Source organism: Arthrobacter sp. Marseille-P9274, from assembly GCF_946892675.1.
Lineage (GTDB): Bacteria > Actinomycetota > Actinomycetes > Actinomycetales > Micrococcaceae > Crystallibacter.
This window is the reverse complement of the sequence record NZ_CAMPOV010000004.1, coordinates 19,633-45,420: the sequence shown is the minus strand read 5'-3', so window position 1 is coordinate 45,420 and position 25,788 is coordinate 19,633. Positions and strand designations below refer to the sequence as shown.

Below are 25,788 nucleotides of genomic sequence, written 5' to 3'. Positions count from 1 at the left end.
GGGGAGGGGCTCCCTCCACCGGAAGGAAGCCCCTCGAGTTGCCGCTAGCGTCCTGCTTGCTTGCGGCGCCGCGCGGCCAGGACGACGGCGGTGCCTCCGCCGAGCAGGACCAGCGCACCGATGCCGAGCGGCAGCAGGCCGCCGGCGCCGGTCAGCGGCAGGGTGCCGTCGCCCGGAGCGGACGGGTCTCCCGCGTTCGGGTCGGGGTTGCCACCCCCGCCGAGCGGGCCGGTGGTCGGCTCAGCGCTCGGCTCGTCGGTGCCTGGCTGCGGCTGGTCGGTCGGCTGATCGCTGGCGCCGGGCTCCTCGCCGGTCCCGGGCTGCCCGCTGTCGTCGTCGCTAGGAATGCCCGCCGTCGGCACCTCGATCGGCAGCCGCACCACGGTGCCGGACGGGGCCGCCGTCAGCGTGAACGCCCCGCCGCGAAGTTCGGCCGGGACGGTGAACGAAACCGTCGCGCCGCCGTCGGCCACGGCAAAGGTACCCAGGTCCGCCGGAAGCGCCGCGGCGGAAACGGCCCGCGAGAAGGCGCTGGCGCCGCTCTCCGCCGGCTCGTAGCGCAGGGTCAGTGTCTTGTTTTCCGGGGAGCCGAGCGAGGTCAGGTCCAGCTTGGAAACCTGGAACTCAACCTCCTGGCCGGGTTCAACCGTTGCCGGGACGCCGGTGAGCGCGGCCGAACGCCGGTCGAAGGACGGGGACAGCGGGCTGTTCTTTTCCAGGTAGGAGGTCCAGGCGTCGCGGTCGACCAGGCCGGAGTCGCGGGTGTCCGCACCGTCGGCAAACACATGGAAGTTGTCGCCGCCCTGGGCCAGGAAGCTGAAGGTGCCGATGCGGTATTCGCGCTCCGGATCCAGCTGCTCCCCGTCGATCCAGACGCCGGTGATGTGGCCGCCCTGCTCGGCGTCGGCATCGTACGTGTAGCTGACATTGTCCGAGAGGCCCAACTGCAGGTAGGGGCGGCTGGGAACTTCGCCGTCCGCGGTCAGCTGCCACTGCTGCTCGAGCAGGGTCTTGAACTGGGCGCCGGTCAGGGTGGTGGTCCAGAGGTTGTTGACGAACGGCAGGACGGCGTTGGCTTCGCCGTAGCTGACTTCTCCGTCCGTGCTCCCGTCCTCATCCAGCGCCGGGTCGTCGACGTAGTAGAGCTCGGACCGGAGGCCGCCCGGGTTGACGACGCCGATCTCGGCGCCGCCGAGCTCCTCGGCGGAAAGGGTGTCCGCCAAGGAGTCCGCAACGAGGTTGCCCAGCGTCGATTCGGAGGCCCGGTCGTCCCGCTTCCCGTCCGTGAACGCGGTGGTGATGTCCGCCGTGACGGAGCCGACCGGCTGCGCGCCGACGTCTTTGGCCTCGGCGAGGGCGGCGTCGACGATCTCCTTGACCTCGGCCACCCGGGGGTAGGCCTCGGTCAGGGCGGCGTCGTCGGCGGCGGTGCGCTCGACGATGTCCATCGAGTAGTCGGTGACGTCGTAGGTCGGCTCGCCGCCTTCTTCGCCCTCGGCCACCGTCAGCTTGATCTGGCCGACGTTCTCGCCGTACTGGCCTGTCTGGACCACGGGCCGGGTGTCGTCGCTGCCGGGTACCGGGGCGTCGAACGTATAGCCGAGGTGGGTGTGGCCGTTGAAGATGGCATCTACCTCGGGGGAGGTCTCGTTGACGATCCGATTGAACACGGCGCTGGCGCCGGTGGCGGTGCCCAGGTCCGCGGAGGCGCTCGCGCCCTCGTGGTAGGACGCGAGGATGATGTCCGCCTCGTCGCCCTCGCCGTCGGACAGTTCCACCGCCACCCGGTTGACCGCTTCCACCGGATCGCCGAAATCGATGGTGGAGATGCCGCCCGGGCTGACCAAGGTGCGGGTGTCCTCGGTGACGACGCCGATGATGCCGACCGTCAGGCCGTCGACCTCCGCCAGTTCGTATTCATCCAGCGCGGGAGTCTCGGTGCCCTTCTCGTAGACGTTGGCGCCGAGGTGGGCGAATCCGGCCGGGTCCTTGCCGGAAATGACCCGGCCGGTCAGGTCATCGAAGCCCTTGTCGAACTCGTGGTTGCCGACGGCCGAGGTCGTCAGGTCGAGCGCATCCAGGACGTCGATGGTCGGCTGGTCGTCCTGGACCGCGGACGCGAAGAGCGAGGCGCCGATGTTGTCACCCGCGGATGTGAACAGCGTGCCCTCGGGATTCTCTGCACGCAGTTGCTCAACGGTGCCGGCGAACTTGACGGTGTTGGCATCGATGCGCCCGTGGAAGTCGTTGATGCCCAGCAGGTTCAGCTCGTGGGTATCGCCGGCGGCGGGCGGGGACACCTCCGGCGCGGGCTCGCTGGTGTTCGCGACGGCGGGCAGGGCTGCGGAGGGAGCGGCGAGGAGGCCGATCGACAGCGCAGCGGCCAACGTGGCCTTGACGGGTGAAGCAGCCTTCGGCACTTTGTTCTCCAGTTTCATTCCCCATGCGGTGCGGCGGCGCGGCCGGCGCGGTGATGCGGTCGGCTGCGGCAGGATTCGAAGCGCGCGCGCACGCCTGTACCACCCCACCGCGACCGGATGAACGACAGGTTACCGGCCGGTAAGGGCGCAGGGAATACTTGCCTGAAACATTGGCTTCAGGACGTGCCGTTCGTCACGCTTCCCCTTGACTGGGAGAGGGGAAGGCCTATTTAACTGTGCTGATCATGAACGCCGCTCCCGTCGGGTCCGCTACCTGGGCCATGCGTCCGTAGGGCGAATCCCACGGTTCCCGGAGCACCGTACCACCGAGCTCCAGGACCCTGGCGGCGCCGTCGTCCGCGTTCCCCACGGCCAGGTACACCTGCCAGGTCGAGGGCGCCCCGGCCGGAAGATGGGCCGCAGCGTCGTAGATGCCGGCGCTGGACTCCTCGAAGGGCGCGTTCAGGGTGTAGCGGAAATCGGCCGCATCGCTCATCTCTTCGGTCTTCCAGCCGAAGACCTTTTCGTAGAACCCGACGGCGGTGTCATGGTCGCGGGTGGAGAGTTCGAACCAGGCGGGTGCGCCCTCGTCGCCCTCGCGGCCGAACCCCGTCATCTGGTCCGGCTGCCAGGCACCGATGACCGCGCCGGTCGGGTCGAGGAAGATGGCCATGGAGCCCTGGTCCCCGACTTTCATGGGCTTGGCCAGGATCCGGCCGCCCGCCTCGACTGCGGCGTTGGTCGTGGCCGAGACGTCCTGGCAGGACAGGTAGACGGACCACGCGTCGGGCTGGCCCGGCTGCTCGTTCCTGGCCAGGCCGGCCACCGGGAGGCCGTCTTTGAAGAAGGTGACGTAGTTGCCGTACTCCTCGCCGGATGTCCCGGCCGTCCAGCCGAAGAGGCCGGTGTAGAAAGCCTGGGCCTTGTCCGGGTCCGAGCTCATCAGGTCGATCCAGCAGGGAATGCCGGAGGGGAACGTTTCGCGGTCTGACATCTGGAGCTCCTTTGCTGGGAAGCCAGGAAGACGGTCCGCTCAGGGGCCGGAAGGAGTGTGGAAGTGTGGCTGGCGGCCGCGCAGGCGGGGGCCCAATTCCGACAATAGCGGCGGCGGGGAGGACGGACAAGAGCCGTCCGGGCGCCCCCAGGCGGAAGCCCGGTCCGCCGTGTAACAGAGCCCGGCCCGCCCGCAGGAAGCCGGCCCCTTAAACGGAAAAGGCCCCGTTACCGGGGCCCTCGCCGTGCTCAGGAGCGGAAGGTATGGGATTTGAACCCATGAGACGGGGTTACCGCCTACTGGTTTTCAAGACCAGCTCCTTCGGCCGCTCGGACAACCTTCCCTGACTAGTAGTGTGGCATGGAGGCGCTGGAGATATCAAAAGACCAGCCCTGTTTCCCCGAGGCTCCAGGAGGCGCAGATGAAGGCCGTTTTCTATCAGGGCGCAGGCGGACCCGAAGTGGTTGAACTGCGGGATGTTCCGGCCCCGCAACCCCGGTCAGGCGAGGTGATTGTCGACGTCGTCGCCGCGGGCCTGAACCGCGCCGACGTGCAGCAGCGCCGCGGCGTGTATCCGCCGCCTCCCGGCGCGAGCGACGTTCCCGGGCTCGAGGTGTCCGGCCGGATCTCCTCCGTGGGCAATGGAGTGGAGGGCTGGAAGGCCGGCGACGAGGTGTGTGCCCTGCTGTCCGGCGGCGGTTACGCGGAAAGGGTGGCCGTTCCGGCCGGCCAGCTGCTGCCGGTGCCGCCAGGCGTTTCCCTGCTGGAAGCCGCGAGCCTGCCGGAGACTGCCGCGACGGTGTTCTCCAACCTCTTCATGGCGGCCGGAGTGCAGGCGGGCGAGAGCGTCCTGATCCACGGGGGCGCCGGAGGCATCGGAACGATGGCGGTGCAGATGGTGCGCGCCTTCGGCGGGATCCCGATGGTGACGGCCGGCTCCCAGGCGAAACTCGACGTCGTACGTCCGCTCGGCGCGCAGCTGCTGATCAATTACCGCGAAGAAGACTTCGTCGAGAAGGTCAAGGAAGCCACCGGCGGCCGCGGGGCGGACGTGATCCTCGACGTCATCGGCGCCAAGTACCTGCAGCGCAACCTCGACGCGCTGGCCACGGCCGGCCGGCTGGTGGTCATCGGGCTGCAAGGCGGGGCCAAGGCCGAGCTTGATTTGGGGAAGTTGATGGCGAAGCGGGGCGCGGTCATCGGCACCACCCTGCGCGCACGGCCGGCGGAGGAGAAGTCGGCCATTGTGCGGGCGGTGCGTGAACATGTCTGGCCGCTGGTGGCCTCCGGGGACATCAAGGTGCAGGTGGGCAGGACCTTCCCGCTGGAGCAGGCCGCCGCGGCGCACGAGTACTTCGATTCAGGCGACCACGTCGGCAAGATTCTCCTGACCGTCGGGGAATAACCGCAGGTCAGCAGGATGGTCCTCGGCCGGCGCCAGATTTAGCAATCAAAGGCTGTGACCCATAGCATGCTGCTGTTAGCCTGCCATTATAAGGTCGCTTCGTTGATCAAGGGAGCATCATGAGCCAGACATCAGCACCACTGCCTGGACGGGACCCGGATCCGGAATCCACAGTGTTGGTCCAGGACCCGAACCTTCCGCCCGTCGCCCTCGACCCCGCGGTTATCGCGGCCGAAGACCGGAAATGGACGCCCGCGAAAATCGCGATCTGGATCGGCGTCGCCCTGCTCGGAGGCGTGAGCTGGACCATCATCGCCTTTGTCCGCGGCGAGACGATCAATGCCATCTGGTTCGTCTTCGCCGCGGTCTGTACCTACTTCATTGCGTACCGCTTCTACTCGAAGTACATCGAGAACAAGCTGACGAAGCCGAATGACCTGCGGGCGACGCCGGCCGAGTACAAGGCGGACGGCAAGGACTACGTCGCCACCGACCGGCGGGTGCTGTACGGCCACCACTTTGCCGCGATCGCCGGCGCCGGGCCCCTCGTCGGACCGGTGTTGGCCGCGCAGATGGGCTACCTGCCCGGAACCATCTGGATCATCATCGGCGTGATCCTGGCCGGCGCGGTGCAGGACTACCTGGTGCTGTTCTTCTCGATGCGCCGCGGCGGCCGCTCGCTGGGCCAGATGGCGCGCGAGGAGCTCGGCGTCATCGGCGGCACGGCGGCGCTGATCGCCACGCTGGCCATCATGATCATCATCGTGGCCATCCTGGCGCTCGTGGTGGTCAACGCGCTGGGCGAGTCCCCGTGGGGCGTCTTCTCCGTGTCGATGACCATCCCGATTGCGCTGTTCATGGGCGTCTACCTGCGCTTCCTGCGTCCGGGCAAGGTCAGCGAGGTCTCGATCATCGGGTTCGTGCTGCTGATCGCCGCCATCGCGGGCGGCGGCTGGATCGCCGAAACCGACTGGGGCGCGGCCCTGTTCACGCTGGACCGCACCACCATCGCCTGGGGCATCATCGTCTACGGCTTCATCGCTGCGGTGCTGCCGGTATGGCTGCTGCTGGCCCCGCGTGACTACCTGTCCACGTTCATGAAGATCGGCACCATCATCATGCTGGCCGTGGCCATCGTGCTGGTCCGGCCCGAGATCAACGTCCCGGCCTTCAGCGAATTCGCCGGCCGGGTGGACGGGCCGGTGGTTCCCGGCGCGCTGTGGCCGTTCCTCTTCGTGACCATCGCCTGCGGCGCCCTGTCCGGATTCCACGCGCTGATCTCCTCCGGCACCACCCCGAAGATGGTGCAGAAGGAGAGGCAGACCCGCTTCATCGGGTACGGCGGCATGCTGATGGAGTCGTTCGTGGCCATCATGGCGCTGGTCGCGGCGATCTCGATCGACCGCGGCATCTACTTCGCCATGAACTCCTCCGCGGCGGCCACCGGCGGCACGGTGGAAGGCGCCGTGGCGTTCGTGAACAGCCTCGGCCTCGCCGGCGTGAACCTGACGCCGGACATGCTGACCCAGCTGGCCCAGAACGTCGGCGAGGAATCGGTGGTCTCGCGCACCGGCGGCGCGCCGACGCTGGCCGTGGGCCTGTCGCAGATCATGCAGGGCCTGATCGGCGGCGTCGCCATGATGGGCTTCTGGTACCACTTCGCCATCATGTTCGAGGCGCTGTTCATCCTGACCGCGGTCGACGCCGGAACCCGGGTGGCGCGGTTCATGCTGCAGGACACCATCGGCAACTTCATTCCCCGGTTCAAGGACGTCTCCTGGCGGCCGGGCGTATGGGTCTGCACGGCCATCATGGTCGCAGGGTGGGGGTACATCCTGATCCTCGGGGTCACGGATCCGCTCGGCGGCATCAATACGTTCTTCCCGCTGTTCGGCATCGCCAACCAGTTGCTGGCTGCGATCGCGCTCGCGGTCTGCCTGGCCATCGTGGCCAAACGCGGCGCCTTCAAGTACCTCTGGATCGTTGCACTGCCGCTGGCGTTTGCCTCGGTGATCACCATCTGGGCGTCCATCCTGAAGATCTTCTCCCCGGATGTGCGCGTGGGCTATTGGGCCAACAACGCCGCGTACCGGGACGCGCTGGCCGCCGGCGAGACCAGCTTCGGCAACGCCAAGTCGGTCGCGGAGATGGAAGCGGTCGTCCGCAACACCACGGTGCAGGGCACGCTGTCCATCGTGTTCGTGGTCCTGACCATCATTGTGATTACGACGGCGATCGCCGCCACGATCAAGGCCTGGCAACGCGGCGGAGGCATCACCAACGAGGAGCCGGCCACCGTCTCGGCCACGTACGCGCCTGCCGGCCTGGTCGCCACGCCGGCCGAGCGCGAGCTGGACAAGCAATGGAACCAGCTGCCCGATGAGCTGCGCCTGGAGCGGGCCCACCACCACGGGCGGCGGCCATGAACTACGCACTCGCACGTGCCCGCGAGGGCTGGCACGGATTCGTCTGGTTCTTCAAGGGCGTGATGGGAGAGAACGCCTACCGGGATTACCTGGAGCACCACCGCCGGACGCACCCCGGCGTCGCGCCGATGACCGAGCGGGAGTTCTGGCGGGACAAAACGGACCGCCAGGACCGCAACCCCCAGGGCCGCTGCTGCTGAAGTGCCGGTACCCGAAGGCACCGCCCGCTTGCGCGCAGCAAACGGGCGGTGCCTTCGTCTGTCGCGGACGACGTCGGCGGTACCTGCCGGAGGTCCCGCCGGAATGTCCTGATCCTCTGGCAAGATGAAACCATGACTGACGAGCAGATACCTCAGGCGGACGATCCGGTGCTCGAGGGAGCGCTGGCCGGCGAAACGGGCGCCGACCGGAAAACGGCCAAGGAAAACGGCACGAAAAAGGGCACCTCGCTCCACGACTTGGTCGATGAGCCGGCCAAGGTTATGCGCATCGGCACCATGGTCCGCCAACTGCTCGAAGAAGTGCGCAGTGCCCCGCTCGATGACGCCGCGCGCACCCGCCTCGCGGAAATCCACGAGCGGTCCATCAAGGAACTCGAGGACGGCCTGGCGCCCGAGCTGATCGACGAACTCGAGCGCATCAACCTGCCCTTCGGCGACGATGCCGTCCCCTCGGACGCCGAGCTGCGGATCGCGCAGGCCCAGCTCGTCGGCTGGCTGGAAGGTCTCTTCCACGGGATCCAGACCGCCATCGCCGCCCAGCAGGCGGCCACCCAGCAGATGGCCGCCCGCCTCCAGCTGCGCCAGCTGCCGCCGGGAACCCTCATCGCGCCCGGCGTCGTCATCGGCGAGGACGGCGAACCCCGCCGCGCCGAAGGATCCGAAACGGAAATCGCGCCGGTCCACCCGCGTCCCGGCCAGTACCTGTAGCGGATGGAGTTCTTCGGCGCTGCCCGGCAGGCCCGCCGGGACGACAAGGAGCTGGGCAAGGGCATCTGGCGGCGCACGCACGACCGCTTCAAACGCGGACTGGACCGTTACCACCAGGTCCTGGAGGGAATCGCGGACGACGCCGTCTACGGCGAACTGGTCGTGATCGCCAACGAACTCTCCGCCCAGCTGCCCCAGGTCCGCGGCTGCTGCGCCGGGGCCCAGAAGCTGCACCCGAGCGACGGCCTGGACATCCCCGGCGGCAGCCTCGCGGGCGTCCACCGCTGCCTGTCCAAGGCCGGCAATTCCCTCGCGGCTGCCGCTGAGGCAGCCGCGATGGCGCGGCTGGCCACCGATGCGGCAGGCTCGGCCCATGCGGCGGAAAGCGTACGACGGCGGGCGGCCATCGTCGTCGAAGACGTCAGCGAGGCGCTCCGGCTGCTCGAGGAGTCCGGCGGCCGCTAGCGTTGCGCGAAACGGCGAATCCCCGCCTCGCGCGGAAGCAGGGATTCGGCTCTGAAGGCAGGGGAGCGCACTGCTCCGGCGAGGTCAGACCACGAGCGGTACCGCGTGCACCTCGTCCGCCCGGTGGCCGGCGCGCTCGTGGATCCGCTGTACGGCGTCTGCCGACGGCGCCTCGGACAGGCAGTAGACGACGCCGCTCTCCGGATCGGCCCAGGCCTGCTTGAAGACGACCTTCTCGTCGTCCTGAATGGCGAGGTCCGCGTTGTGCGCTTCCCTCAAAGCCTCCGCGGTGATCCCGACCATGTTGTGATGAACATCCATGAACTCAGGCATGACGACGTTCCTTTCTCGGCCATGTTGCTGAACGGGCGCTGGACTGCGTCCGGTTATTTCGGCTGGCAGGCGTACACTCGCCCCGGTCATCCGAAATAGCGCGGATTCGACAGGTCTGCCCAGGAATCCTAGTTCCATAGTGCTCTTCCCTGCGGAACGATGACAATGGCCGGGGCGGGCGAACCTGCGGGGTCAGGCAACAGGCTGCGCATGCCCCATGAGGTCGGCTTCCGGGGCGGCAGTCAGAGGCTCTATCCCGTCAGGCGTGACCAGGACGGCGCGGGCCGTTGCGATGTCGTAGAACAAACCGATGGCCTGGACCCGCCCCTCCGCCAGCGCAGGTCCGGCTGCCGGATGCTCCTCGAGCTTGCGCAGTTGGAGGGCAACGTTGACCATGCTCAGCTGGTCCAGCTTGCTGTAGCCGGCGGCCGCCGCCGCGAGAGCCACGAGATGGCCCGCCTTGAGCTCCCGATGGCTCGGCCGGGCATGTTCGAGCCATGCGTCGAAGCCGCTGCCGAGCGAGGGGGAACCTCCGCCCTCCGCGTCGGCCAACACGGCCTTCATGGCCCCGCAGTTGGAGTGTCCGCAGACCACGATCGAGTCCACGGACAGCCCGTGCACGGCGAAGGAGAGCGCCGAGTCGATGGAAGCATCGCTGGAATCGCTGCAGACCACGTTGCCGATGTTGCGCAGGGTCAGGAGGTCGCCGGGGCCGCTGCTGGTAATGAGGTTGGGGTTGACCCGCGAGTCGACGCACGCGACGAACAGAGTGTCCGGGTCCTGGCCGTCCGCCAGGTCCTGCACCAGCGGGCGGACCTTGTCAGCATGCCGGCGGTGGTACTTGTCAATGCCCAAGAGGATGGACCGCAGGGGAGGCGCGCCGCCGTCGTCGTTCCCCTCCGCGCCCGCGGCTACGGATTCCCCGTCGGCTGCGGCCGCAGCTCCGGCCGGCGCTCCAGGCACGGTCCCCGGCCCCGGCTGCCAGGAGGCTCGGGGAGGCAGCGGAAACTCCCGCGGTTCCCGGCGCTCGGGCGTGCAGTCGGCGGCATCCCGGAACACGGTCGTCCCGTGCTCTTCCAGCACGACGGATCCGCCCCAGGCCAGGTACTGGTCGTGCCAGGCGAGCAGGGCCTCGCGGAAGGAATGATCAAGATAGTCAGCGTTGAGTTCCACCACTACGTCCCGGCCTGCAGGCAGGGAATCGAGCACGTGGTTCAGCCGGGGCAGGGCGAAAAAGCTGCAGGACCCGGCGATCGTGACCCGCCAGGGCGCCGTGGGCATGGCCGGTTCGTGGACCTGCATCGGCGCCCGCAGGATCCGCCACAGCACGCACGCCGCCGCCAGGGCCAGACCGATCAGCACGCCTTCCAGCAAGTTGAGGAAGACCACGCACCCGAGCGTCGTGACATACACAAGGAGGTCTCCGGTGCGGCGGCTGGTCTTGATGTCGGCCAGCTTGACCAGCCGCGCCCCGATGACGACCAGCAGACCCGCCAACACTGCCATGGGGATCAGCTGGATCAGCCAGGCGAACAGGGCCGAGAAAAGGAGGATCCAGACGCCGTGCAGGACCGCCGAGGCCCGGGACGCGGCGCCGGCCTCGACATTGGTGGCGGAGCGGACGATGACGCCGGTGACCGGCAGTCCGCCCAGCATGCCGGAAACCACGTTGGCGGACCCCTGGCCCACGAGCTCCCGGTTGAAGTTCGTGCGCGGGCCGGTCTGCATCTTGTCCACGGCGACGGCGGAGAGCAGCGACTCGATGCTGGCGATCATGGCCACCGAAACGACGGCCAGCGCGACCCCGCGCCAGTTATCCTCCGGCAGGCTCGGCAGCGAGACCGCGTCGAAAATCGAACCGCTGAACGAAATCCGTTCGACGTCCGCGGCCATCAGCACCGACAGCGCCGTTCCGAGGGCTACCGCCGCCAGCGGCCCGGGCACCCGCCGCACCGGACGGGGCAGATACTTCCAGCCGAGCAGGACGGCTACGACGGCCGAACCGAGGAGGAAGGCGTGCAACTCGAGCGCAACTACGGCGGCGGGGAGAGCGGCGACGTTCGCGAGCGCCGAATCTTCCGGCTGCGCACCGAGCAGGACCTGGACCTGCTGGAGCACAATTGTGATGCCGATCCCGGCCAGCATCGCCTTGACCACGACGGGCGAAACGGCCAGAGCGGCCCGCCCGACCCTGCTCACGCCCAGCAAGAGCTGCACGACGCCGGCGGCGGCAGTGATCGCGCAGGTCACCTGCCAGCCGAACTGTTCGACCAGCCCGGCGACGACGACGGTGAGGCCGGCGGCCGGCCCGCTGACCTGCAGCGCCGAACCACCGAGGCTTCCGGCCACAATGCCGCCCACGGCGGCAGCGATCAGGCCTGCCATGACCGGGGCCCCGGACGCGGCCGCTATGCCGAGGGACAGCGGAAGGGCCACGAGGAAGACGACAAGCGACGCGGGGAGGTCGGCTCCCAGGTTGTTCAGCAGCGGTAAGGACCTGAGTCTGGTGAGGCCGCTGGCCGGCCGCCTCCTGTCACCGGCAGGACTTTCGGAAGTGCCCGAAACAGCAGAGTGGTCGTTTCGTCGGGTCACACGCTTCCCATCATTCGAGGTGCAAGGGTCGCGACCACGGTATGCGGGATGACCAGCCCATTTACAGACCGACGAGGGCATTTATTTTTGAAAGTGAGGGACGTTACAGAGGCGCAAGCCGCGCAGATGAACAACGCCTGTGCGCGGCTTGATTCCCTTTGCGGGGCCTGTACATCGCGGAGTTCGGCTGCTACCTGCCGTGAGGCCATCAGGCGGGGAGGCAACGGAAAGCGGAAACGCCCTTGGAATCCGATAGATCCCAAGGGCGTTTCTGTTGAGCCCCCTGCCAGAATCGAACTGGCGACCTTTTCATTACGAGTGAAACGCTCTACCGACTGAGCTAAGGAGGCGGAGGATTCACTCGGCGGTGCCAAGCGGAATCCACAAGGAATAACTATAAGAGAGCATCCGCGCGCGGGTCAAAACAGGCTTAGCAAACCGCCCCGTCCTTCGGCATGGTGCCTTCGATGAAGTAGCCGTCCACGGCGTCCTGCACGCACTTGTTGCCGCGGCTGTAGGCGGTGTGGCCTTCGGCTTCGAAGGTCAGCAGCGAGGCGGACTCGAAGTTTGCCGCCATGGATTCGGCCCACTCGTACGGCGTCGCCGGATCTCCGGTGGTGCCGACCACCAGGATGGGGTCCGCGCCCTCGGCCTTCACCGGCGCCGGCGTCCGCACCGCATCGTAGGACCAGTTCTCGCAGGTTGTCCCGCCGTAGGCCAGGTAGCGGCCGAGGGTCGGGGAGGCGTCTTCCAGTGCCTTGGCTTCCTCGCGCATGGCGTCGAGGCCCGACTCCATCGGGTAATCGAGGCAGTTGATCGCGGTGAAGGCCTCGGTGCTGTTGCCGGTGTAGCTGCCGTCAGGCTGCCGCTCGGCGCCGAGGTCCGACAGCCTCAGCATCTCCGTCGGGTCCCCGCCGAAGGCGCCCTTGAGCGCCGCGGTCAGGGCGGGCCAGTTCTGGTCGTTGTAGAGCGGGACGATGAGGCCGGAAACGAACATGCCTACGGTGACGAGCCGGCCGTCCGAGGCCGTCATCGGGTTGTCCTCCACCGCGGCGATCAGGTCCCGGATCTGGCCCACCGCGTCATCCGCGGACCCATCCATGGGGCAGTCGGACGACTGCAGGCAGCTCTCCGCGTAGCTGCGGATAGCGGCCTCGAACGCCTTGGCCTGCCCCAGAGTGACGTCGGCGTTGCTCAGCGACGGATCCAGTGCTCCGTCCAGCACCAGGCGGCCCACGCGTTCGGGGAACAGGTCGGCGTAGGTGGCGCCAAGGAAGGTGCCGTAGGAGAAGCCCAGGTAGTTCAGCTTCGCGTCGCCCACCGCGGCCCGCAGGATGTCCATGTCCTTGGCGGCGCTGACCGTGTCCACGTGGCCGAGCACCTCGCCGGTCTGCTCGGCGCACTGCTGGGCCAGCTCCTTGGAGTCCCGCGCTGCCTCGGCCAGGCCTGCGTCCGTGTCCAGGTCGTACTGGACCTGCCGCGCCTCGTCCTTCTCCTTGTCCGACATGCACTTCACCGGAGCCGAGCGCTTCACGCCGCGCGGGTCGAAGCCGACGATGTCGTAGTTCCGGCGCAGCTCCTCGGTGGTCATGTACGCCAGCGAGTCCTTCACCGTGTCATAGCCGGAGCCGCCGGGGCCGCCCGGGTTCAGCAGGATGGAGCCCTTGGAGCCGTTGCCGGCCGAGCTGCGGATGGCCGCGATCTCGATCCGTTCGCCGTCCGGCTCGGCGTAGTCCACCGGCACCTCGACCTTGGCGCACTGGAACTGCTGCTCGCAGTCCTCCCACGCAACGTCCTGCGTGTAGTAGGACTTGAGCGCCGGATCAACCGTGCCGGGATCCGCTGCGTTCCCGGAGCCGGGCGGCTCCTGCGGCTGGGGGAGCAGCCCGCACCCGGTGAGCATCAGGAGTACGACGACGGCCGCTCCGGTCGTGAGGGCACGGCGGCTTCGGCGCGGTGATAGGCGCATTAAAGGATTCCACTCCTGGGTCGGCGGCAAGGGGAGTCGGGGACCGGACGCTGCTTCACAGCAGGCTGACCACCATGGCTTCCATGGCAAGCACGGGCGCCACGTTGGTTTGCAGGCGCTTGCGGGCCTGGGCAATGGCGTCCAATCTGCCCAACGTTTGTTCGGGGGAAGATTGTTCCGCGAAGGCCGCCAGCTCCGGCCTCAGGTACTCGTTGACGAGCTCCGTCCGGGTTCCCATCTGCAGGGTCAGTACGTCGCGGAAGAACGTGGTCAGGTCGATCATCACCCGGTCCAGCGAGTCGCTCAGGCTGCGTTTGGCCCGGCGCTTTTGCTCTTCCTCCAGCGCCCTGAGCTGGCTGCGGATGGCCGGCGGCAGCGTTCCGGTTTCCGGCGCTCCCAAGGTGTGCAGCAGCGACTCCCGCTCGGCTGCATTGCGTTCCTCGGCAGCGGCCGCTGCTTCCGCGTTGGAAAGTTCCACCAGTTCGCCCGCGGCCATCACGGCATCGGAGACGCCGCGGAGGCGGAGGGGCAGCCGGACGATGGTGTCCCGGCGGGCCCGGGCGTCCTCGTTCCGGGCCAGGCGACGGGCCACTCCGATGTGGCTCTGCGAGACACGGGCAGCAAACTCGGCCAGCTCGGGGGTGGCCCCGTCCCTGCGGACCAGCAGTTCGGCCACGTCGCCGATCGACGGGATCCGCAGTCCAACCGGGCGGCAGCGCGAGCGGATCGTGACCAGGACATCGGCCGGACTCGGCGCGCAGAGCAACCAGACGGTGCGCGGCGGGGGCTCCTCGATGGCCTTGAGGAGCACGTTGGTGGTGCGTTCGGTCATGCGATCCGCGTCTTCGATGATGATCACGCGCCAGCGTCCCGAGGATGGCTTGTCCTGCGCCTTGGTCACCCACTCGCGCACGTCCTCGATCCGGAAGGTGACGTTCTCGGTGGCCATGACGGACACGTCGGCGTGGGAGCCGGCCAGCGCCGTCCGGCAGGAATGGCACTCCCCGCAGCCGCGGTCCTTGGCCCGGGGCTGCTCACAGACCAGCGCGGCGGCGAAGGAGCGGGCCGCATTGGAGCGGCCGGAACCGGGAGGCCCGGTGAACAGCCAGGCATGGTGCGGGTGCTCTGCGGCCGCAGCGCGGCTGAGCTGCTCCACTACGGCAGCCTGCCCGGGAAGGTCGGCCCAGACGCTCATGCCGGCCTCCCGCTGATCCGTTCCATGATGGCTTCCGTCAGCCCTGCCCGGTCCTGGCCGGCATCCAGCACCAGGTAGTGATCGGGACGCGCGGCCGCGAGCTCCAAAAAGGCCGCGCGGATGCGCGAGTGGAAATCATCCGGCTCCGATTCCATCCGGTCCTCGGTGCCCTCCGCGGCGCGGCGGTCGCGGCCGCGTTCCGGGTCGACGTCCAGGAGGACGGTGAGGTCCGGAAGGATTCCGTCGGTGGCCCACAGATTGAGGTCGCGGACGGCGTCGAGCCCGAGCCCGCGGCCGGCGCCCTGGTACGCAACGGAAGAGTCGATGAAGCGGTCGCACAGGACTGTCTCGCCGCGTTCCAGCGCCGGAACGATGACCTGCCGGACGTGCGCCGCACGCGACGCGGCGAAGATCAGGGCTTCGGTGCGCGCATCGATGTCCCCATGGCCGTGCTCGAGGACCAGCGCGCGCAGCTTCTCGCCCACGGGTGTGCCGCCCGGCTCCCGGGTGCGGAGCACGGTGCGGCCGAGTGCTTCAAGGCGGGCCTGGACCGCGGCGGCCTGGGTGGACTTTCCGGCCCCGTCGCCGCCCTCGAAAGCGATGAACAAGCCGCCGTTCCCCGCCGGCGCGGCGGCCTCCGCAGGGACAGGCAGGGGATGGCTCTCGGAAGTCACCAGACCAGCCTATCCGGTCCGACGGGGAGCCGAAGAAGTCACAGTTATCCTGTGGAGAGCCGCCGGGTCTACCCTTCTTTCATGACCCAGCACGCGTCCCAGCATCCCGAATCCTTGGCGCCGGACACCGTTGTGGTGGCCGGCGGCCGTCCCGAGCGCACGCACGACGCCCCCGTCAATCCGCCGGTGGTGCTGTCCTCCACGTTCGTCGGCCAGGGCGAGGTCTACGAAGGGGACCGTGCCTACGGCCGCTACTCGAACCCGAGCTGGGATCCGTTCGAGGACACCCTCGGCCAGCTGGAGGGTTCGGAGCTTCCGGCCCTCGTCTTCGCCTCCGGCCTCGCCGCCGTCTCCGCCGCGCTGTCGCTGGTGCCCTCCGGCGGCGTCGTCGTGATGCCGCGGCACAGCTACCAGGGCAGCCTGGCCCTGACGCAGGACCTGGCCGACCGCGGTGCCCTGACGGTCCGCCCGGTGGACATCGCCGACACGGAAGCGGTCAAGGCCGCGCTGGAGGGCGCCGACGCCCTGTGGCTGGAAAGCCCGACCAACCCGATGCTGGAGATCGCCGAGATCCGCGTCCTCGCCGCGGCAGCGCACGACGCCGGGGCCCTGGTGATCGCCGACAACACCTTCTCCACCCCGCTGGGCCAGCGCCCGCTGAAAAGCGGAGTCGACGTCGTCGTACATTCCGTCACCAAGTACCTGGCCGGCCATTCCGACGTCGTACTCGGTGCCGTGGTGACCTCGGATCCCGCCCTCCGCACCCGGCTGCTGTCCTACCGCTCGCTGCGCGGCGCCATCGCCGGGCCGTTCGAAGTCTGGCTGGCCCTGCGCGGACTGCGCACCCTCGCGCTGCGGATCGATCGCTCGCAGGCTACCGCCATGGAGTTGGCCCGCAAGCTGCAGGAACACCCCCGCGTGGAGGCCGTGCGCTACCCGGGGCTGCCCGGCGATCCCGGACATGAGCGGGCCGCGGCGCAGATGGACGGCTTCGGTTCCATCATCGCCATCACGGTCAGGGGCGGCGCCGAGGCTGCGGACGCCGTCGTGGACGATTTGCAGTTGTGGACTCCCGCGACCTCGCTCGGCGGAGTCGAGTCGCTGATCGAGCGCCGCCGGCGGCATGCCAACGAGCCTGCCTCCGTGCCGGAACACCTGCTGCGGCTCTCCGTCGGAATCGAGAACGCAGCGGACCTGTGGGCTGACCTCGACCGGGCGCTGCAGAAAGTGCAGGACTAACAGGACTTCGAACCGTTAGGCTGGAAACGTGCTGATTGCGTATGAGATTCAGGAATGGCTCTACCGGGGCCTGGGCTACGTGGCCCTCGGCATCGAGCTGTGGGCGCTCATCGACTGCGTGGGTCGCAAGGGCGAGCATTTCCAGGCCGCTTTCAAGCGCACCAAGGGGTTCTGGATCGGCATGACGGTCGCTGCGGCCGCGGTCGGCGGGCTGTCCCTTCTCGGCGGAGGATTCGGCACCTGGATGCTGTTCCAGCTGGCCGCCGTGATCGCCGCCTCCGTCTACCTGGCGGACGTCAAGCCGGCGCTGAATGAACTCAAGGGCTCCGGCGGCAGCGCCTACGGACCCTACGGCCCCTGGTAGGCCGGGGACTTCCTAGTCCGGGCGGACCGCGGCCCAGCCTACGGTGATTTCCCCGAGCCGCCACCGCGCCGGGCCGTCCTGCACGGGCCAGCCGGCCTTCCGCATCATCCGGCACATGGACAGCCACCGCTGGCGGTTCCCGAACGGCGCCACGGCGGCGGACTCCGCCCAGCACCGGTCCAGCGCCTGCAGATAGTCGTGGACGCGTTCGTCGGCGACATTGTGGTGGATCAGCGCCTTGGGCAGCCGCTCGGCCACATCGGAAGGCCGGTCGAACGCCCCGAAGCGCAGCGAGATGCTCAGCGACACAGGGCCCTCCGGCTCTACCGCGACCCAGGTGGCCCGGCGCCCGATCTCGTCGCAGGTGCCGTCGATGAACAGCCCGCCGGGGGCCAGCCGGTCCCGCACCGTGTCCCAATGCGCGCCGTACTCGGACTCGGCGTACTGCCGCAGGACATTAAAGGCGCGCACCACGGCTGGCCGGCGTCCCGGCACCGGGATCTCGAAGCCGCCCTGCCGGAAGCTCAGCCCCGGGCGTTCCAAGGGCTTCGCCCGCAGGACGCGCTCCGGCTCGATCTCGACGCCGATCACCTCCACGTCCGCGCGCAGCCTGGAGACCCGGTGGTGGAGTTCGATGGCGGTGCTCGGCGACGCGCCGTAGCCCAGGTCGATCACGAGAGGGTCCGCGGCATTGCGCAGGAGGGCTCCGCGCGGACCGCACAGCCAGCGGTCCATCCGGCGCAGCCGGTTCGGATTGGTGGTGCCCCGCGTGACCGCTCCGATCGGCTTGGCGGGTTTCGGGCGGACGGCAGCTGCGGGACGGGGGCTCGGCACGAAAAAACAGAATAGACGGACGGGCGGCCCGGTTTTTCCATTCAGTGCGCCTGAGTGCGTAACGTCACGGCACGGGAGAGAACCGGGAAGGGGCTGGCGGATAGGATGAACGCCATGACTGCCTCGACGAACTACAAGTTGATTCTGCTGCGGCACGGCCAAAGCGACTGGAACGAGAAGAACCTCTTCACCGGCTGGGTGGACGTTCCCCTGACCGACCAGGGCCGGGCCGAGGCCAAGCGCGGCGGCGAGCTGCTGGTCGAGGCAGGCATCCTCCCCGATGTGCTCTACACCTCCCGGCTCAAGCGTGCCATCGTCACCGCGAACCTCGCCCTCGAGGCCGCTGACCGCGACTGGATCGACGTCAAGCGCAGCTGGCGCTTGAACGAGCGCCACTACGGCGCCCTGCAGGGCAAGGACAAGACGCAGATCCGCGAGGAGTTCGGCGACGACCAGTTCATGCTGTGGCGCCGCTCCTACGACACCCCGCCGCCCGAGCTGGACGACTCGAGCGAGTGGTCGCAGGCCAAGGACCCGCGCTACGCGGACCTGGCCTCGGTTCCGCGTACGGAGTGCCTCAAGGACGTGCTGGAGCGCTTCCTGCCTTACTGGGAATCGGACATCTCCAAGGATGTGCTCAGCGGCCGCACCGTCATGGTGACCGCCCACGGCAACTCCCTGCGTGCGCTGGTCAAGCACCTCGACGGCATCAGCGACAACGACATCGCCGCGCTGAACATCCCCACCGGCATCCCGCTCGTCTACGAGCTCGACGAGAACCTGAAGCCGGTCAAGGCCGGCGGCACCTACCTTGACGCGGACGCAGCAGCCGCAGCGATCGAGGCGGTAGCCAACCAGGGCAAGAAGTAGCAGCCCCAGCACACTCAGAAGGCCGGTTCCCTGCGCGGGAACCGGCCTTCTGTCTGCTCGAGTGCTGGCTAGACGGCGTCGCCGTTGGCCGTCCACTCGCCCGTGACCAGGTAGGTCACCTTGCGGCTCACCGAGATGCCGTGGTCGGCGAAGCGCTCGAAGTAGCGGCTGGCGAGGGCAACATCGACGGCGGTCGCCGGCGAGGCGGAGAAGTCCGGGGAGGCAATGGCCTTGAAAATTCCTGCGTGGAGTTCGTTGACCCTGTCGTTGCGGCGGGCGATGTCGCGGGCCAGATCCAGTTCGCGGGTGTCCAGCAGCTCGGTCAGCAGCCGGGAGATGGCGATGTCCTGCTCGGCGATCTCGTCGAAGGTTGCTCGCAGGTGCTCCGGGACCACCATCTCCGGGTAGCGCATCCGGGCCAGCTGGGCGATATGGCGCGCCAAGTCTCCCATGCGCTCGAGTGAGGCGCTCATCCGCAGCGAACCGACGATGACCCGCAGGTCCGAGGCCACCGGGCCCTGCAGAGCCAGGATCTCGATGGCACGTTCATCCAGGTTGTTCTGCAGGAAATCGATGCGTGCATCTGACGCAATGACGTCCTGCGCGAGTTCGGTATCCGCCGTGGTGAAAGCCGTGTTCGCCTTCTCAATGGCCTCGGTCACGAGCCGGGAGATCTCGACCAGTTGTTCGCCTACCTGATGGAGCTCCGCTTGAAATACCTTTCGCACAGGCCGTCCTTTCATTGTCATTAGCCACACTCCGTCGACCGCGCAGTAGTCACAGTCACTGTGGAGACTGCCACCGCGCCGTTAACTTCCGGTGCTTCTCTAAGTGAACGTTAGTTGAACCCCTGACTGAATGCCACCAAAACCGCGGAGGGTGACGTCTGCGGCGGCATAAGCTATAGGCGTGGAACCTCTGATGATCGCCCTGCTGGCCGGGCTGGTCGGCCTGCTGCTGGGCGCCTTCGGCGTGCTGGCCTTCCGGCTCAGCGAACGCCAGCGACGCCAAGTGGAGGTTGCCGAGCCCACCATCCGTGAAGGCGCAGCGGAAGTCCTCGCCGTCGTCGGACGCGCCTATGTCATTGTGGACGTGATCGACGGCGTGGTGCGGGCAAGCCCGGGCGCCTACGCCTACGGGCTGGTGCGCGGCCACACCGTGGTCCACAAGGAGCTGCTGGAGTTGACCGCGAGGGTCCGCCGCGACGGCGTGATCGAGGAGCGCCAGCTGGAACTGCCGAGGGGCCCGTTCGGGCAGGGCAGCATCATCGTGCAGGTGCGGGTTGCCCCCATCGGCGATGACTACATCCTGCTGCTGGCCGATGATCGCACTGAGATCACCCGCACCGAGGCCATGCGTAACGACTTCGTGGCGAACGTGTCGCACGAACTGAAGACGCCGGTAGGTGCACTGTCGCTGCTCGCCGAGGCCGTCGAAGGCGCGGCTGACGACGAGCAGGCTGTCCGCCGGTTCGCACTGCGGATGCAGAAGGAAGCCACGCGGCTGGGCGCGCTGGTGCAGGACATTATCGAGCTCTCCCGGCTGCAGGGTGCCGACGTCGTCCAGACCGGCACGGCCGTGGACCTGAACCCGGTCGTCGCAGAGGCCGTGGACCGCAACCGGCTGACTGCGGACAGCAAGGACATCCAGATCATCGTGGGAGGCAAGGTCGAGGAAAAGGTCTACGGGGACCCCGACCTGCTGATGACAGCCCTGCGCAACCTGATCGAGAACGCCATCCGGTATGCGCCGGAGCACTCCAAGGTGGGCGTGGGCCTGCGGTTCCGCGAAGGCCTGGCAACGATCTCCGTAACGGATCAGGGCCCGGGCATCACGGCCGAAGAGCAGGACCGCATCTTTGAACGGTTCTACCGCGTGGATGCCGCGCGGTCCCGCCAGACCGGGGGGACCGGGCTGGGCCTGAGCATCGTCAAACACATCATTTCCCAGCACGGTGGAGAGGTCTCGGTCTGGTCGCAGCCGGGACAGGGATCGACCTTTACCGTCCGCCTGCCTGAGATGGACCAGACCGAAGAGGAAACGGAGGCCGGCGGAGGGCCGGCTGAGCCGACAAAAAAGGGCTCCAACGGTGCCCGTGAGCAAGGAGTTAGTGCTTGACCCGCATTTTGGTTGTCGAAGACGAAGAGTCGTTGAGCGATCCGCTCAGCTACCTTCTGGGCAAAGAGGGCTTTGAAGTACAGGTTGTCGACAACGGGCTGGATGCCGTTGTGGAGTTCGACCGCTCGGGTGCCGACCTCGTCCTGCTGGACCTCATGCTCCCGGGCCAGTCCGGTACGGAAGTGTGCCGTCAGCTGCGCCAGCGCTCGAACGTGCCCGTCATCATGCTGACCGCCAAGGATGCCGAAATCGACAAGGTGGTTGGCTTGGAGCTCGGCGCGGATGACTACGTCACCAAGCCCTACTCCTCCCGCGAGCTCGTGGCGCGGGTGCGGGCGGTGCTGCGCCGGCAGGGCGAGCCGGAAGAGCTGATTTCCAATACGGTGCAGTCCGGCCCCGTGCGGATGGACGTGGAACGGCACGTGGTCAGCGTTTCCGGGGAACCGGTCTCGCTGCCCCTGAAGGAGTTCGAACTGCTCGAAATGCTGCTCCGCAACGCGGGCCGCGTCCTCACCCGCGGGCAGCTCATCGACCGGGTCTGGGGTTCCGACTACGTCGGGGACACCAAGACCCTCGACGTCCACGTCAAGCGCCTGCGCGGCAAGATCGAACCGGACCCGTCGGCACCCCGCTTCCTGGTGACGGTCCGCGGGCTCGGCTACAAGTTCGAGCCCTAGGCAGCCGCCTCGGCGCCAGCGCCGCGGAGCGGACATAGGAGCTCACGCCGGCGAAGCAAACACAAAGGAGGGCCGCATCCGTTCAGGGATGCGGCCCTCCTTCGTCAGTCCGTTCGGGGGCTGCCGATTACGGAGCGGTCTCGGTCGGTGCCGGGGTGGCGGAACCGGAGGGAGCCGGGGTGGCCGAACCGGCCGGAGCCGGGGTCGCGGCGGAGCTCGGGACGAAGGGCTTGTACTCGGCCAGCGAGCCGTCCAGGACGGGGACACCGAGCTCGGTGGACTCCGAGTTGACCTTTACATCGAGGTTCACCAGTGCTCCCGGGTCGGCGCCCGGGGTGTCGACGACAGTTTCGTTCTCAGCCTGCTCGAAGCGGATCTGGCCGTTCGCCGGAACCGTGACGCTCGCCGTGCTGCCCGGACCGGTCAGGGTCAGCTGCACGGGGGAGTCGGAGGTGTTGCTGGCGGTGCCCAGCACCCGTGCCTGCGAGTCGCCGTCGGCGGCGACCAGCATCAGGTTGCGCAGCAGGATCGGGTCGACGTTGGCCACGATGCCGTCGCTTGCGGCGTACGAGAAGGTAGTCGCCTGGTCGTTGATGCTGCTGCACCCAGCGGACCCCAGGAGGGCTAGCGAGGCGGTGCCGATAGCTAGGGCACGCTGCACACGGTTCTTCGGCGCAATCTTCACGGCAGGGACTCCTCATTCAAAGGCTTTACATCGAGCGGGAGCTGTACACAGCTCAGCCATAGCCTACCGGCAGTCCCGGCAAAAGTTGGATTCCTCCGGCGTAACCAACCTGCCCGCATGCATCAAATCCGCTCTTCGTCAAGGGGTGACCACCGCGGGATCGCTGCAATGGCGCGGATCGGCGCCGTCCGGGCGGCCCGGGGAGACCGTAAGCGGCATGATAAACTTGTCTGTGGGAAAGGGGAAAGTCCACATGGTATTTGAGGTCGGCGAGACGGTTGTTTACCCTCACCACGGTGCTGCGAAGATCGAAGAGATCAAGATGCGCACCATCAAGGGCGAAGAGAAGATGTATCTCAAGCTCCGAGTGGCTCAGGGTGACCTGACCATTGAGGTTCCGGCAGAGAACGTAGATCTGGTAGGCGTTCGCGATGTGGTGGGCAAGGAAGGCCTGGAGCACGTGTTTGACGTACTCCGTGCCGAGTTCACCGAGGAACCCACGAACTGGTCGCGCCGTTACAAGGCCAACTTGGAGAAGCTCGCATCCGGCGACGTTATCAAAGTTGCCGAGGTAGTGCGCGATCTGTGGCGGCGCGAACAGGACCGCGGCCTGTCGGCAGGCGAAAAGCGCATGCTGGCCAAGGCCCGGCAGATCCTGGTTTCGGAGCTGGCCCTTGCGGAAAAGACAGACGAAGACAAGGCGGCGGCAGTGCTGGACGAGGTGCTTGCGTCCTAGCAGCCTAGACTGCCCCTAAAGGCCCCGGCGGCCGGTCCCAGCGGACCGGCCGCCTTTTTCGTGCCGGTAGGCTTGACGCGTGTCTACACCTCCCACGCTGCGCATCGGCGTTGTCATCGTCGCCGCGGGTTCCGGCCAGCGGCTCGGCTACGGCATCCCCAAGGCCGAGGTCGAATTGGCCGGGCGCACCTTGCTGGAACATGCGCTCGACTCGGTCCTTGCATCCGGCGTGGCCGCCCGCGTCTGCGTCGCGGTCCCTCCGGGCGACACCAGGCTCCGCGGCATTTGCGCGCGCGCCGGCGGGAAGACCCCGGTAGCGGCGGTGCAGGGCGGCAGCAGCCGGGCGGAGTCCGTCGGCAGGGCACTGGCAGGGCTGGGGTCCGGGCTGGATGCCGTCCTGGTCCACGATGCCGCACGCGCGCTGACGCCGCCCGAGGTCTTCAACCGCGTCGCAGCAGCGCTGGCCTCCGGTGCGCAGGCCGTCATCCCCGCCGTCCCGGTGGCGGACACGATCAAGGCGGCGAGTCCCAGTTCGCAGCAGGAGCGCAGCATCGCCGGCGAGAAGGTTGCCGGGACTCCCGAGCGGGCAATCCTTCGCGCCGTCCAGACCCCGCAGGGCTTCGATGCCCGGATCCTGGCGGAGGCCCACGATTGGCTGGAGTCGGCCGGCGAAGACGCCGCAGGGATCACGGATGACGCGATGCTCGTGGAGCGGCGGGGAGTGACGGTCTTCCTGGTGCCCGGTTCCGAAGAGGCCCTCAAGATCACCACCGAGCTGGACCTGATGACGGCGGAGGCACTGGCCGCCCGCCGGCTCGCGTCCGCTGCTGCCCCCGGACAGGAAGGCCAACAATGAGCGGCTCCAGCAACTTCCCGCGCACCGGCATCGGTGTCGACGTGCACGCCTTCGCCCCTGACGACGAGCCGCAGCCCCTTTGGCTGGGCGGGTTGCTCTGGGAAGGTGAGCGCGGCCTGTCCGGGCATTCCGATGGAGACGCCGTTGCCCACGCTGCCGCGGATGCGCTGTTCTCCGCCGCCGGCCTGGGGGACCTGGGAACGCATTTCGGTACCGACCGCCCGGAGTACGCCGGTGCCTCCGGTACCCGCCTGCTGGGCGAGGCGGCGCGGATAGTGCGGAGCGCCGGCTTCGAGATCGGTAACGTTGCCGTCCAGGTCATCGGCAACCGGCCCAAGTTCGCCCCCCGGCGCGGGGAATCCGAGGCGGTGCTCAGCGAGGCGGCCGGCGCTCCGGTCAGCGTCTCGGCGACCACGAGCGACGGACTCGGCTTCACCGGCCGCGGCGAGGGCATCGCCGCCGTCGCCACCGCCGTCGTCATGGCAGTTGCGCCCCAAGCCGCAGGCGCGGCTAATCTGGAGCGGTGAGCCTGAGATTCTATGACACCGCCGCCGCAGAAGTCCGCGAGTTCGTCCCGCTTCAGCCGGGCAAAGTAGGCCTGTACTACTGCGGCGCCACGGTGCAAGGGGATCCCCATGTCGGCCACATCCGCTCGGGGATCGCCTTCGACCAGCTGACCAGGTGGCTGCGCTACAGCGGCTACGAGGTCACGGTCGTCCGTAACGTCACGGACATCGACGACAAGATCCTCGCCAAGTCCGCAGCCTCGTTCGAGCCCTTCGACCCCGCCGACCAGGACGCGCCAGCCATCGCCAACGAGCCCTGGTGGGCGCTGGCGTACCGCTACGAGCAGGCCTTCCAGCGCGCATACGACACGCTGGGTGTCGCGCGGCCCACCTACGAGCCCCGAGCCACGGGGCACATCCCGGAGATGCACCAGTTGATCCAGCTGCTGATCGACCGGGGCCACGCCTACCCGGCGCTGGACGACTCCGGCGACGTGTACTTCGACGTCCGTTCCTGGGCGGAGTACGGCTCGCTCACGCGGCAGAACATCGAGGACATGCAGGCCGCACCCGACGCCGGTCCCCGGGGCAAGCGCGATCCCCGCGACTTCGCGCTGTGGAAGGGGTACAAGGAGGGCGAACCGGCCACCGCCAGCTGGCCCAGCCCGTGGGGCACGGGCCGCCCGGGCTGGCACCTCGAGTGCTCGGCCATGGTCACTAAGTACCTGGGCACCGAATTCGACATCCACGGCGGCGGGCTGGACCTGCGGTTCCCGCACCACGAAAACGAGGTGGCGCAGTCGCGGGCGGCCGGCCACGGGTTCGCCGGCTTCTGGATGCACAACGGCATGGTCACCTACGAGGGCGAAAAGATGTCCAAGTCGGTCGGCAACATCGTGACCCCGGCCGAGATGCTCGCGATCGCCCGTCCGCTGGTGGTGCGCTACTACCTCGGGCAGGCGCAGTACCGCTCGGCACTGGACTACAACCCGGGCTCCCTCGCGGAGGCCGCAGCCGCCGTCGAGCGCATTGAAGGCTTCATGCAGCGGGCCCTGGCCTTCCTCTATGGCGAGGGGTCCGCCGTGCCGGCAGCCCGGGAGCGCGTGCCGGAGGCCTTCGAGGCGGCGATGAACGACGACCTGAACGTGCCGCAGGCGCTGGCCGCCGTGCACGAGGCGGTGCGCGCCGGCAACACCGGCCTGGACGCCAAGGACAAAGATGCGGCGGACCGTGCCCTGCACCAGGTCATCGCCATGACGGACGTGCTGTACATCAATCCGCTGGACCCGCACTGGAGCAGCGGCTCCGGCGACGGGGTCGAGCACCAGGCTCTGGATGCCCTCGTCCGTGCGCAGCTCGAGGAACGACGCTCGGCCCGTGAGGCCAAGGACTGGGCGCGGGCGGATGCCATCCGGGACACCCTGGCTGCGGCGGGGATCACGGTGGCGGACTCCGCCGACGGCGCCACGTGGTCCGTGGCAGACCGCTAAACTCTATTTGA

General features: G+C 68.1%; 24 protein-coding genes and 2 tRNA genes. 14 read left to right on the top strand and 12 right to left on the bottom strand.

The genetic code is table 11. The features are described 5' to 3' along the window. Positions 1-44: 44 nt before the first annotated feature. The 3 genes from OC550_RS20625 to OC550_RS20615 form a co-directional block, all read right to left on the bottom strand. Positions 45-2,438, bottom strand: a complete 2,394-nt coding sequence (locus OC550_RS20625) for a bifunctional UDP-sugar hydrolase/5'-nucleotidase (protein WP_306556949.1) — start codon at positions 2,436-2,438, stop codon at positions 45-47. Between the two features lie 208 nt (positions 2,439-2,646). After that, positions 2,647-3,414 (bottom strand): VOC family protein, encoded by a 768-nt coding sequence (locus tag OC550_RS20620; protein WP_262107821.1) that lies wholly within the window; start codon positions 3,412-3,414, stop codon positions 2,647-2,649. A 255-nt stretch (positions 3,415-3,669) separates the two neighbouring features. Continuing rightward, positions 3,670-3,757: transfer RNA gene (locus tag OC550_RS20615), tRNA-Ser, on the bottom strand. 78 nt (positions 3,758-3,835) lie between these two features. On the opposite strand from OC550_RS20615, the gene OC550_RS20610 reads away from it, so the two are divergent. The 5 genes from OC550_RS20610 (at position 3,836) to OC550_RS20590 (ending at position 8,639) form a co-directional block, all read left to right on the top strand. Continuing rightward, positions 3,836-4,819 carry an NAD(P)H-quinone oxidoreductase gene (locus tag OC550_RS20610; RefSeq protein WP_262107820.1) on the top strand — a complete coding sequence of 328 codons (984 nt, stop codon included), beginning with the start codon at positions 3,836-3,838 and terminating at the stop codon, positions 4,817-4,819. A gap of 119 nt (positions 4,820-4,938) precedes the next feature. Beyond that, positions 4,939-7,245, top strand: a complete 2,307-nt coding sequence (locus OC550_RS20605) for a carbon starvation CstA family protein (protein ID WP_262107819.1) — start codon at positions 4,939-4,941, stop codon at positions 7,243-7,245. Beyond that, entirely contained in the window at positions 7,242-7,445 is a 204-nt protein-coding gene (locus OC550_RS20600; RefSeq protein ID WP_262107818.1) for a YbdD/YjiX family protein, read from the top strand. Before OC550_RS20605 ends, OC550_RS20600 begins: the two co-directional genes overlap by 4 nt. 132 nt (positions 7,446-7,577) lie before the next feature. Then, a complete protein-coding gene (locus OC550_RS20595; protein ID WP_262107817.1) occupies positions 7,578-8,174 on the top strand; it encodes a bacterial proteasome activator family protein in 597 nt (198 codons plus the stop codon). Positions 8,175-8,177: 3 nt separating this feature from the next. Next, on the top strand, positions 8,178-8,639 hold the full coding sequence (locus OC550_RS20590; RefSeq protein ID WP_262107816.1) for a hypothetical protein: 462 nt from the start codon (positions 8,178-8,180) through the stop codon (positions 8,637-8,639). A gap of 84 nt (positions 8,640-8,723) precedes the next feature. Here OC550_RS20590 and OC550_RS20585 read toward each other — a convergent pair whose 3' ends face one another. The 6 genes from OC550_RS20585 to tmk all read right to left on the bottom strand — a co-directional run bounded on the left by OC550_RS20585 (position 8,724) and on the right by tmk (position 15,381). After that, positions 8,724-8,972 (bottom strand): SCO4226 family nickel-binding protein, encoded by a 249-nt coding sequence (locus OC550_RS20585; RefSeq protein WP_262107815.1) that lies wholly within the window; start codon positions 8,970-8,972, stop codon positions 8,724-8,726. Positions 8,973-9,164: 192 nt separating this feature from the next. Continuing rightward, on the bottom strand, positions 9,165-11,459 hold the full coding sequence (locus OC550_RS20580; RefSeq protein ID WP_262107901.1) for a bifunctional SulP family inorganic anion transporter/carbonic anhydrase: 2,295 nt from the start codon (positions 11,457-11,459) through the stop codon (positions 9,165-9,167). Between the two features lie 382 nt (positions 11,460-11,841). After that, a tRNA-Thr gene (locus tag OC550_RS20575) sits at positions 11,842-11,914 on the bottom strand. Between the two features lie 80 nt (positions 11,915-11,994). Then, positions 11,995-13,533, bottom strand: a complete 1,539-nt coding sequence (locus OC550_RS20570) for an alpha/beta hydrolase (protein WP_262107814.1) — start codon at positions 13,531-13,533, stop codon at positions 11,995-11,997. A gap of 55 nt (positions 13,534-13,588) precedes the next feature. After that, on the bottom strand, positions 13,589-14,728 hold the full coding sequence (locus OC550_RS20565; RefSeq protein WP_262107813.1) for a DNA polymerase III subunit delta': 1,140 nt from the start codon (positions 14,726-14,728) through the stop codon (positions 13,589-13,591). Then, positions 14,725-15,381 (bottom strand): dTMP kinase, encoded by a 657-nt coding sequence (gene tmk / locus OC550_RS20560; RefSeq protein ID WP_262107900.1) that lies wholly within the window; start codon positions 15,379-15,381, stop codon positions 14,725-14,727. Before tmk ends, OC550_RS20565 begins: the two co-directional genes overlap by 4 nt. A gap of 102 nt (positions 15,382-15,483) precedes the next feature. Here tmk and OC550_RS20555 point away from each other — a divergent pair, with 102 nt between their 5' ends. Next, on the top strand, positions 15,484-16,641 hold the full coding sequence (locus OC550_RS20555; protein ID WP_262107812.1) for a PLP-dependent aspartate aminotransferase family protein: 1,158 nt from the start codon (positions 15,484-15,486) through the stop codon (positions 16,639-16,641). 28 nt (positions 16,642-16,669) lie between these two features. Then, positions 16,670-17,005: a DUF2516 family protein gene (locus OC550_RS20550; RefSeq protein WP_262107811.1), complete on the top strand. Its 336-nt coding sequence runs from the start codon at positions 16,670-16,672 to the stop codon at positions 17,003-17,005. Positions 17,006-17,017: 12 nt separating this feature from the next. On the opposite strand, the gene OC550_RS20545 is transcribed toward OC550_RS20550, so the two are convergent. After that, complete coding sequence (locus OC550_RS20545; RefSeq protein WP_262107899.1) at positions 17,018-17,740, bottom strand: class I SAM-dependent methyltransferase; 723 nt, start codon at positions 17,738-17,740, stop codon at positions 17,018-17,020. A 213-nt stretch (positions 17,741-17,953) separates the two neighbouring features. On the opposite strand from OC550_RS20545, the gene OC550_RS20540 reads away from it, so the two are divergent. Beyond that, entirely contained in the window at positions 17,954-18,709 is a 756-nt protein-coding gene (locus OC550_RS20540) for a phosphoglyceromutase (protein WP_262107810.1), read from the top strand. Between the two features lie 68 nt (positions 18,710-18,777). Here OC550_RS20540 and phoU read toward each other — a convergent pair whose 3' ends face one another. Continuing rightward, the gene (gene phoU / locus OC550_RS20535; RefSeq protein WP_262107809.1) at positions 18,778-19,437 is read right to left on the bottom strand and encodes a phosphate signaling complex protein PhoU; all 660 of its coding nucleotides are present in this window, start codon (positions 19,435-19,437) and stop codon (positions 18,778-18,780) included. A gap of 181 nt (positions 19,438-19,618) precedes the next feature. Here phoU and OC550_RS20530 point away from each other — a divergent pair, with 181 nt between their 5' ends. Continuing rightward, on the top strand, positions 19,619-20,827 hold the full coding sequence (locus OC550_RS20530; RefSeq protein ID WP_262107808.1) for a cell wall metabolism sensor histidine kinase WalK: 1,209 nt from the start codon (positions 19,619-19,621) through the stop codon (positions 20,825-20,827). Next, entirely contained in the window at positions 20,824-21,504 is a 681-nt protein-coding gene (locus OC550_RS20525) for a response regulator transcription factor (RefSeq protein ID WP_262107807.1), read from the top strand. The genes OC550_RS20530 and OC550_RS20525 overlap by 4 nt, the downstream gene beginning before the upstream one ends. Before the next feature lie 127 nt (positions 21,505-21,631). Here the strand turns inward: OC550_RS20525 and OC550_RS20520 are convergent, their stop codons facing one another. Continuing rightward, positions 21,632-22,189 carry a hypothetical protein gene (locus OC550_RS20520; RefSeq protein ID WP_262107806.1) on the bottom strand — a complete coding sequence of 186 codons (558 nt, stop codon included), beginning with the start codon at positions 22,187-22,189 and terminating at the stop codon, positions 21,632-21,634. A 253-nt stretch (positions 22,190-22,442) separates the two neighbouring features. On the opposite strand from OC550_RS20520, the gene OC550_RS20515 reads away from it, so the two are divergent. The 4 genes from OC550_RS20515 (at position 22,443) to cysS (ending at position 25,777) form a co-directional block, all read left to right on the top strand. Beyond that, complete coding sequence (locus OC550_RS20515) at positions 22,443-22,925, top strand: CarD family transcriptional regulator (protein ID WP_262107805.1); 483 nt, start codon at positions 22,443-22,445, stop codon at positions 22,923-22,925. Positions 22,926-23,004: 79 nt separating this feature from the next. Then, the gene (ispD, locus tag OC550_RS20510; protein ID WP_262107804.1) at positions 23,005-23,781 is read left to right on the top strand and encodes a 2-C-methyl-D-erythritol 4-phosphate cytidylyltransferase; all 777 of its coding nucleotides are present in this window, start codon (positions 23,005-23,007) and stop codon (positions 23,779-23,781) included. Beyond that, a complete protein-coding gene (gene ispF / locus OC550_RS20505; RefSeq protein ID WP_262107803.1) occupies positions 23,778-24,308 on the top strand; it encodes a 2-C-methyl-D-erythritol 2,4-cyclodiphosphate synthase in 531 nt (176 codons plus the stop codon). Before ispD ends, ispF begins: the two co-directional genes overlap by 4 nt. Further along, a complete protein-coding gene (gene cysS / locus OC550_RS20500) occupies positions 24,305-25,777 on the top strand; it encodes a cysteine--tRNA ligase (protein ID WP_262107802.1) in 1,473 nt (490 codons plus the stop codon). The genes ispF and cysS overlap by 4 nt, the downstream gene beginning before the upstream one ends. Positions 25,778-25,788 lie beyond the last annotated feature (11 nt).

Bases quoted from the DNA above. Each gene is read 5' to 3' on its own strand.
- OC550_RS20595 (WP_262107817.1), top strand. From the start codon at position 7,578: ATGACTGACGAGCAGATACCTCAGGCGGACGATCCGGTGCTCGAGGGA.
- OC550_RS20515 (WP_262107805.1), top strand. From the start codon at position 22,443: ATGGTATTTGAGGTCGGCGAGACGGTTGTTTACCCTCACCACGGTGCT.
- OC550_RS20590 (WP_262107816.1), top strand. From the start codon at position 8,178: ATGGAGTTCTTCGGCGCTGCCCGGCAGGCCCGCCGGGACGACAAGGAG.
- OC550_RS20605 (WP_262107819.1), top strand. From the start codon at position 4,939: ATGAGCCAGACATCAGCACCACTGCCTGGACGGGACCCGGATCCGGAA.
- OC550_RS20585 (WP_262107815.1), bottom strand. From the start codon at position 8,972: ATGCCTGAGTTCATGGATGTTCATCACAACATGGTCGGGATCACCGCG.
- OC550_RS20565 (WP_262107813.1), bottom strand. From the start codon at position 14,728: ATGAGCGTCTGGGCCGACCTTCCCGGGCAGGCTGCCGTAGTGGAGCAG.
- OC550_RS20545 (WP_262107899.1), bottom strand. From the start codon at position 17,740: ATGGACCGCTGGCTGTGCGGTCCGCGCGGAGCCCTCCTGCGCAATGCC.
- OC550_RS20555 (WP_262107812.1), top strand. From the start codon at position 15,484: ATGACCCAGCACGCGTCCCAGCATCCCGAATCCTTGGCGCCGGACACC.
- OC550_RS20540 (WP_262107810.1), top strand. From the start codon at position 17,954: ATGACTGCCTCGACGAACTACAAGTTGATTCTGCTGCGGCACGGCCAA.
- ispF (WP_262107803.1), top strand. From the start codon at position 23,778: ATGAGCGGCTCCAGCAACTTCCCGCGCACCGGCATCGGTGTCGACGTG.
- OC550_RS20600 (WP_262107818.1), top strand. From the start codon at position 7,242: ATGAACTACGCACTCGCACGTGCCCGCGAGGGCTGGCACGGATTCGTC.
- OC550_RS20625 (WP_306556949.1), bottom strand. From the start codon at position 2,438: ATGAAACTGGAGAACAAAGTGCCGAAGGCTGCTTCACCCGTCAAGGCC.
- OC550_RS20610 (WP_262107820.1), top strand. From the start codon at position 3,836: ATGAAGGCCGTTTTCTATCAGGGCGCAGGCGGACCCGAAGTGGTTGAA.
- OC550_RS20570 (WP_262107814.1), bottom strand. From the start codon at position 13,533: ATGCGCCTATCACCGCGCCGAAGCCGCCGTGCCCTCACGACCGGAGCG.
- OC550_RS20620 (WP_262107821.1), bottom strand. From the start codon at position 3,414: ATGTCAGACCGCGAAACGTTCCCCTCCGGCATTCCCTGCTGGATCGAC.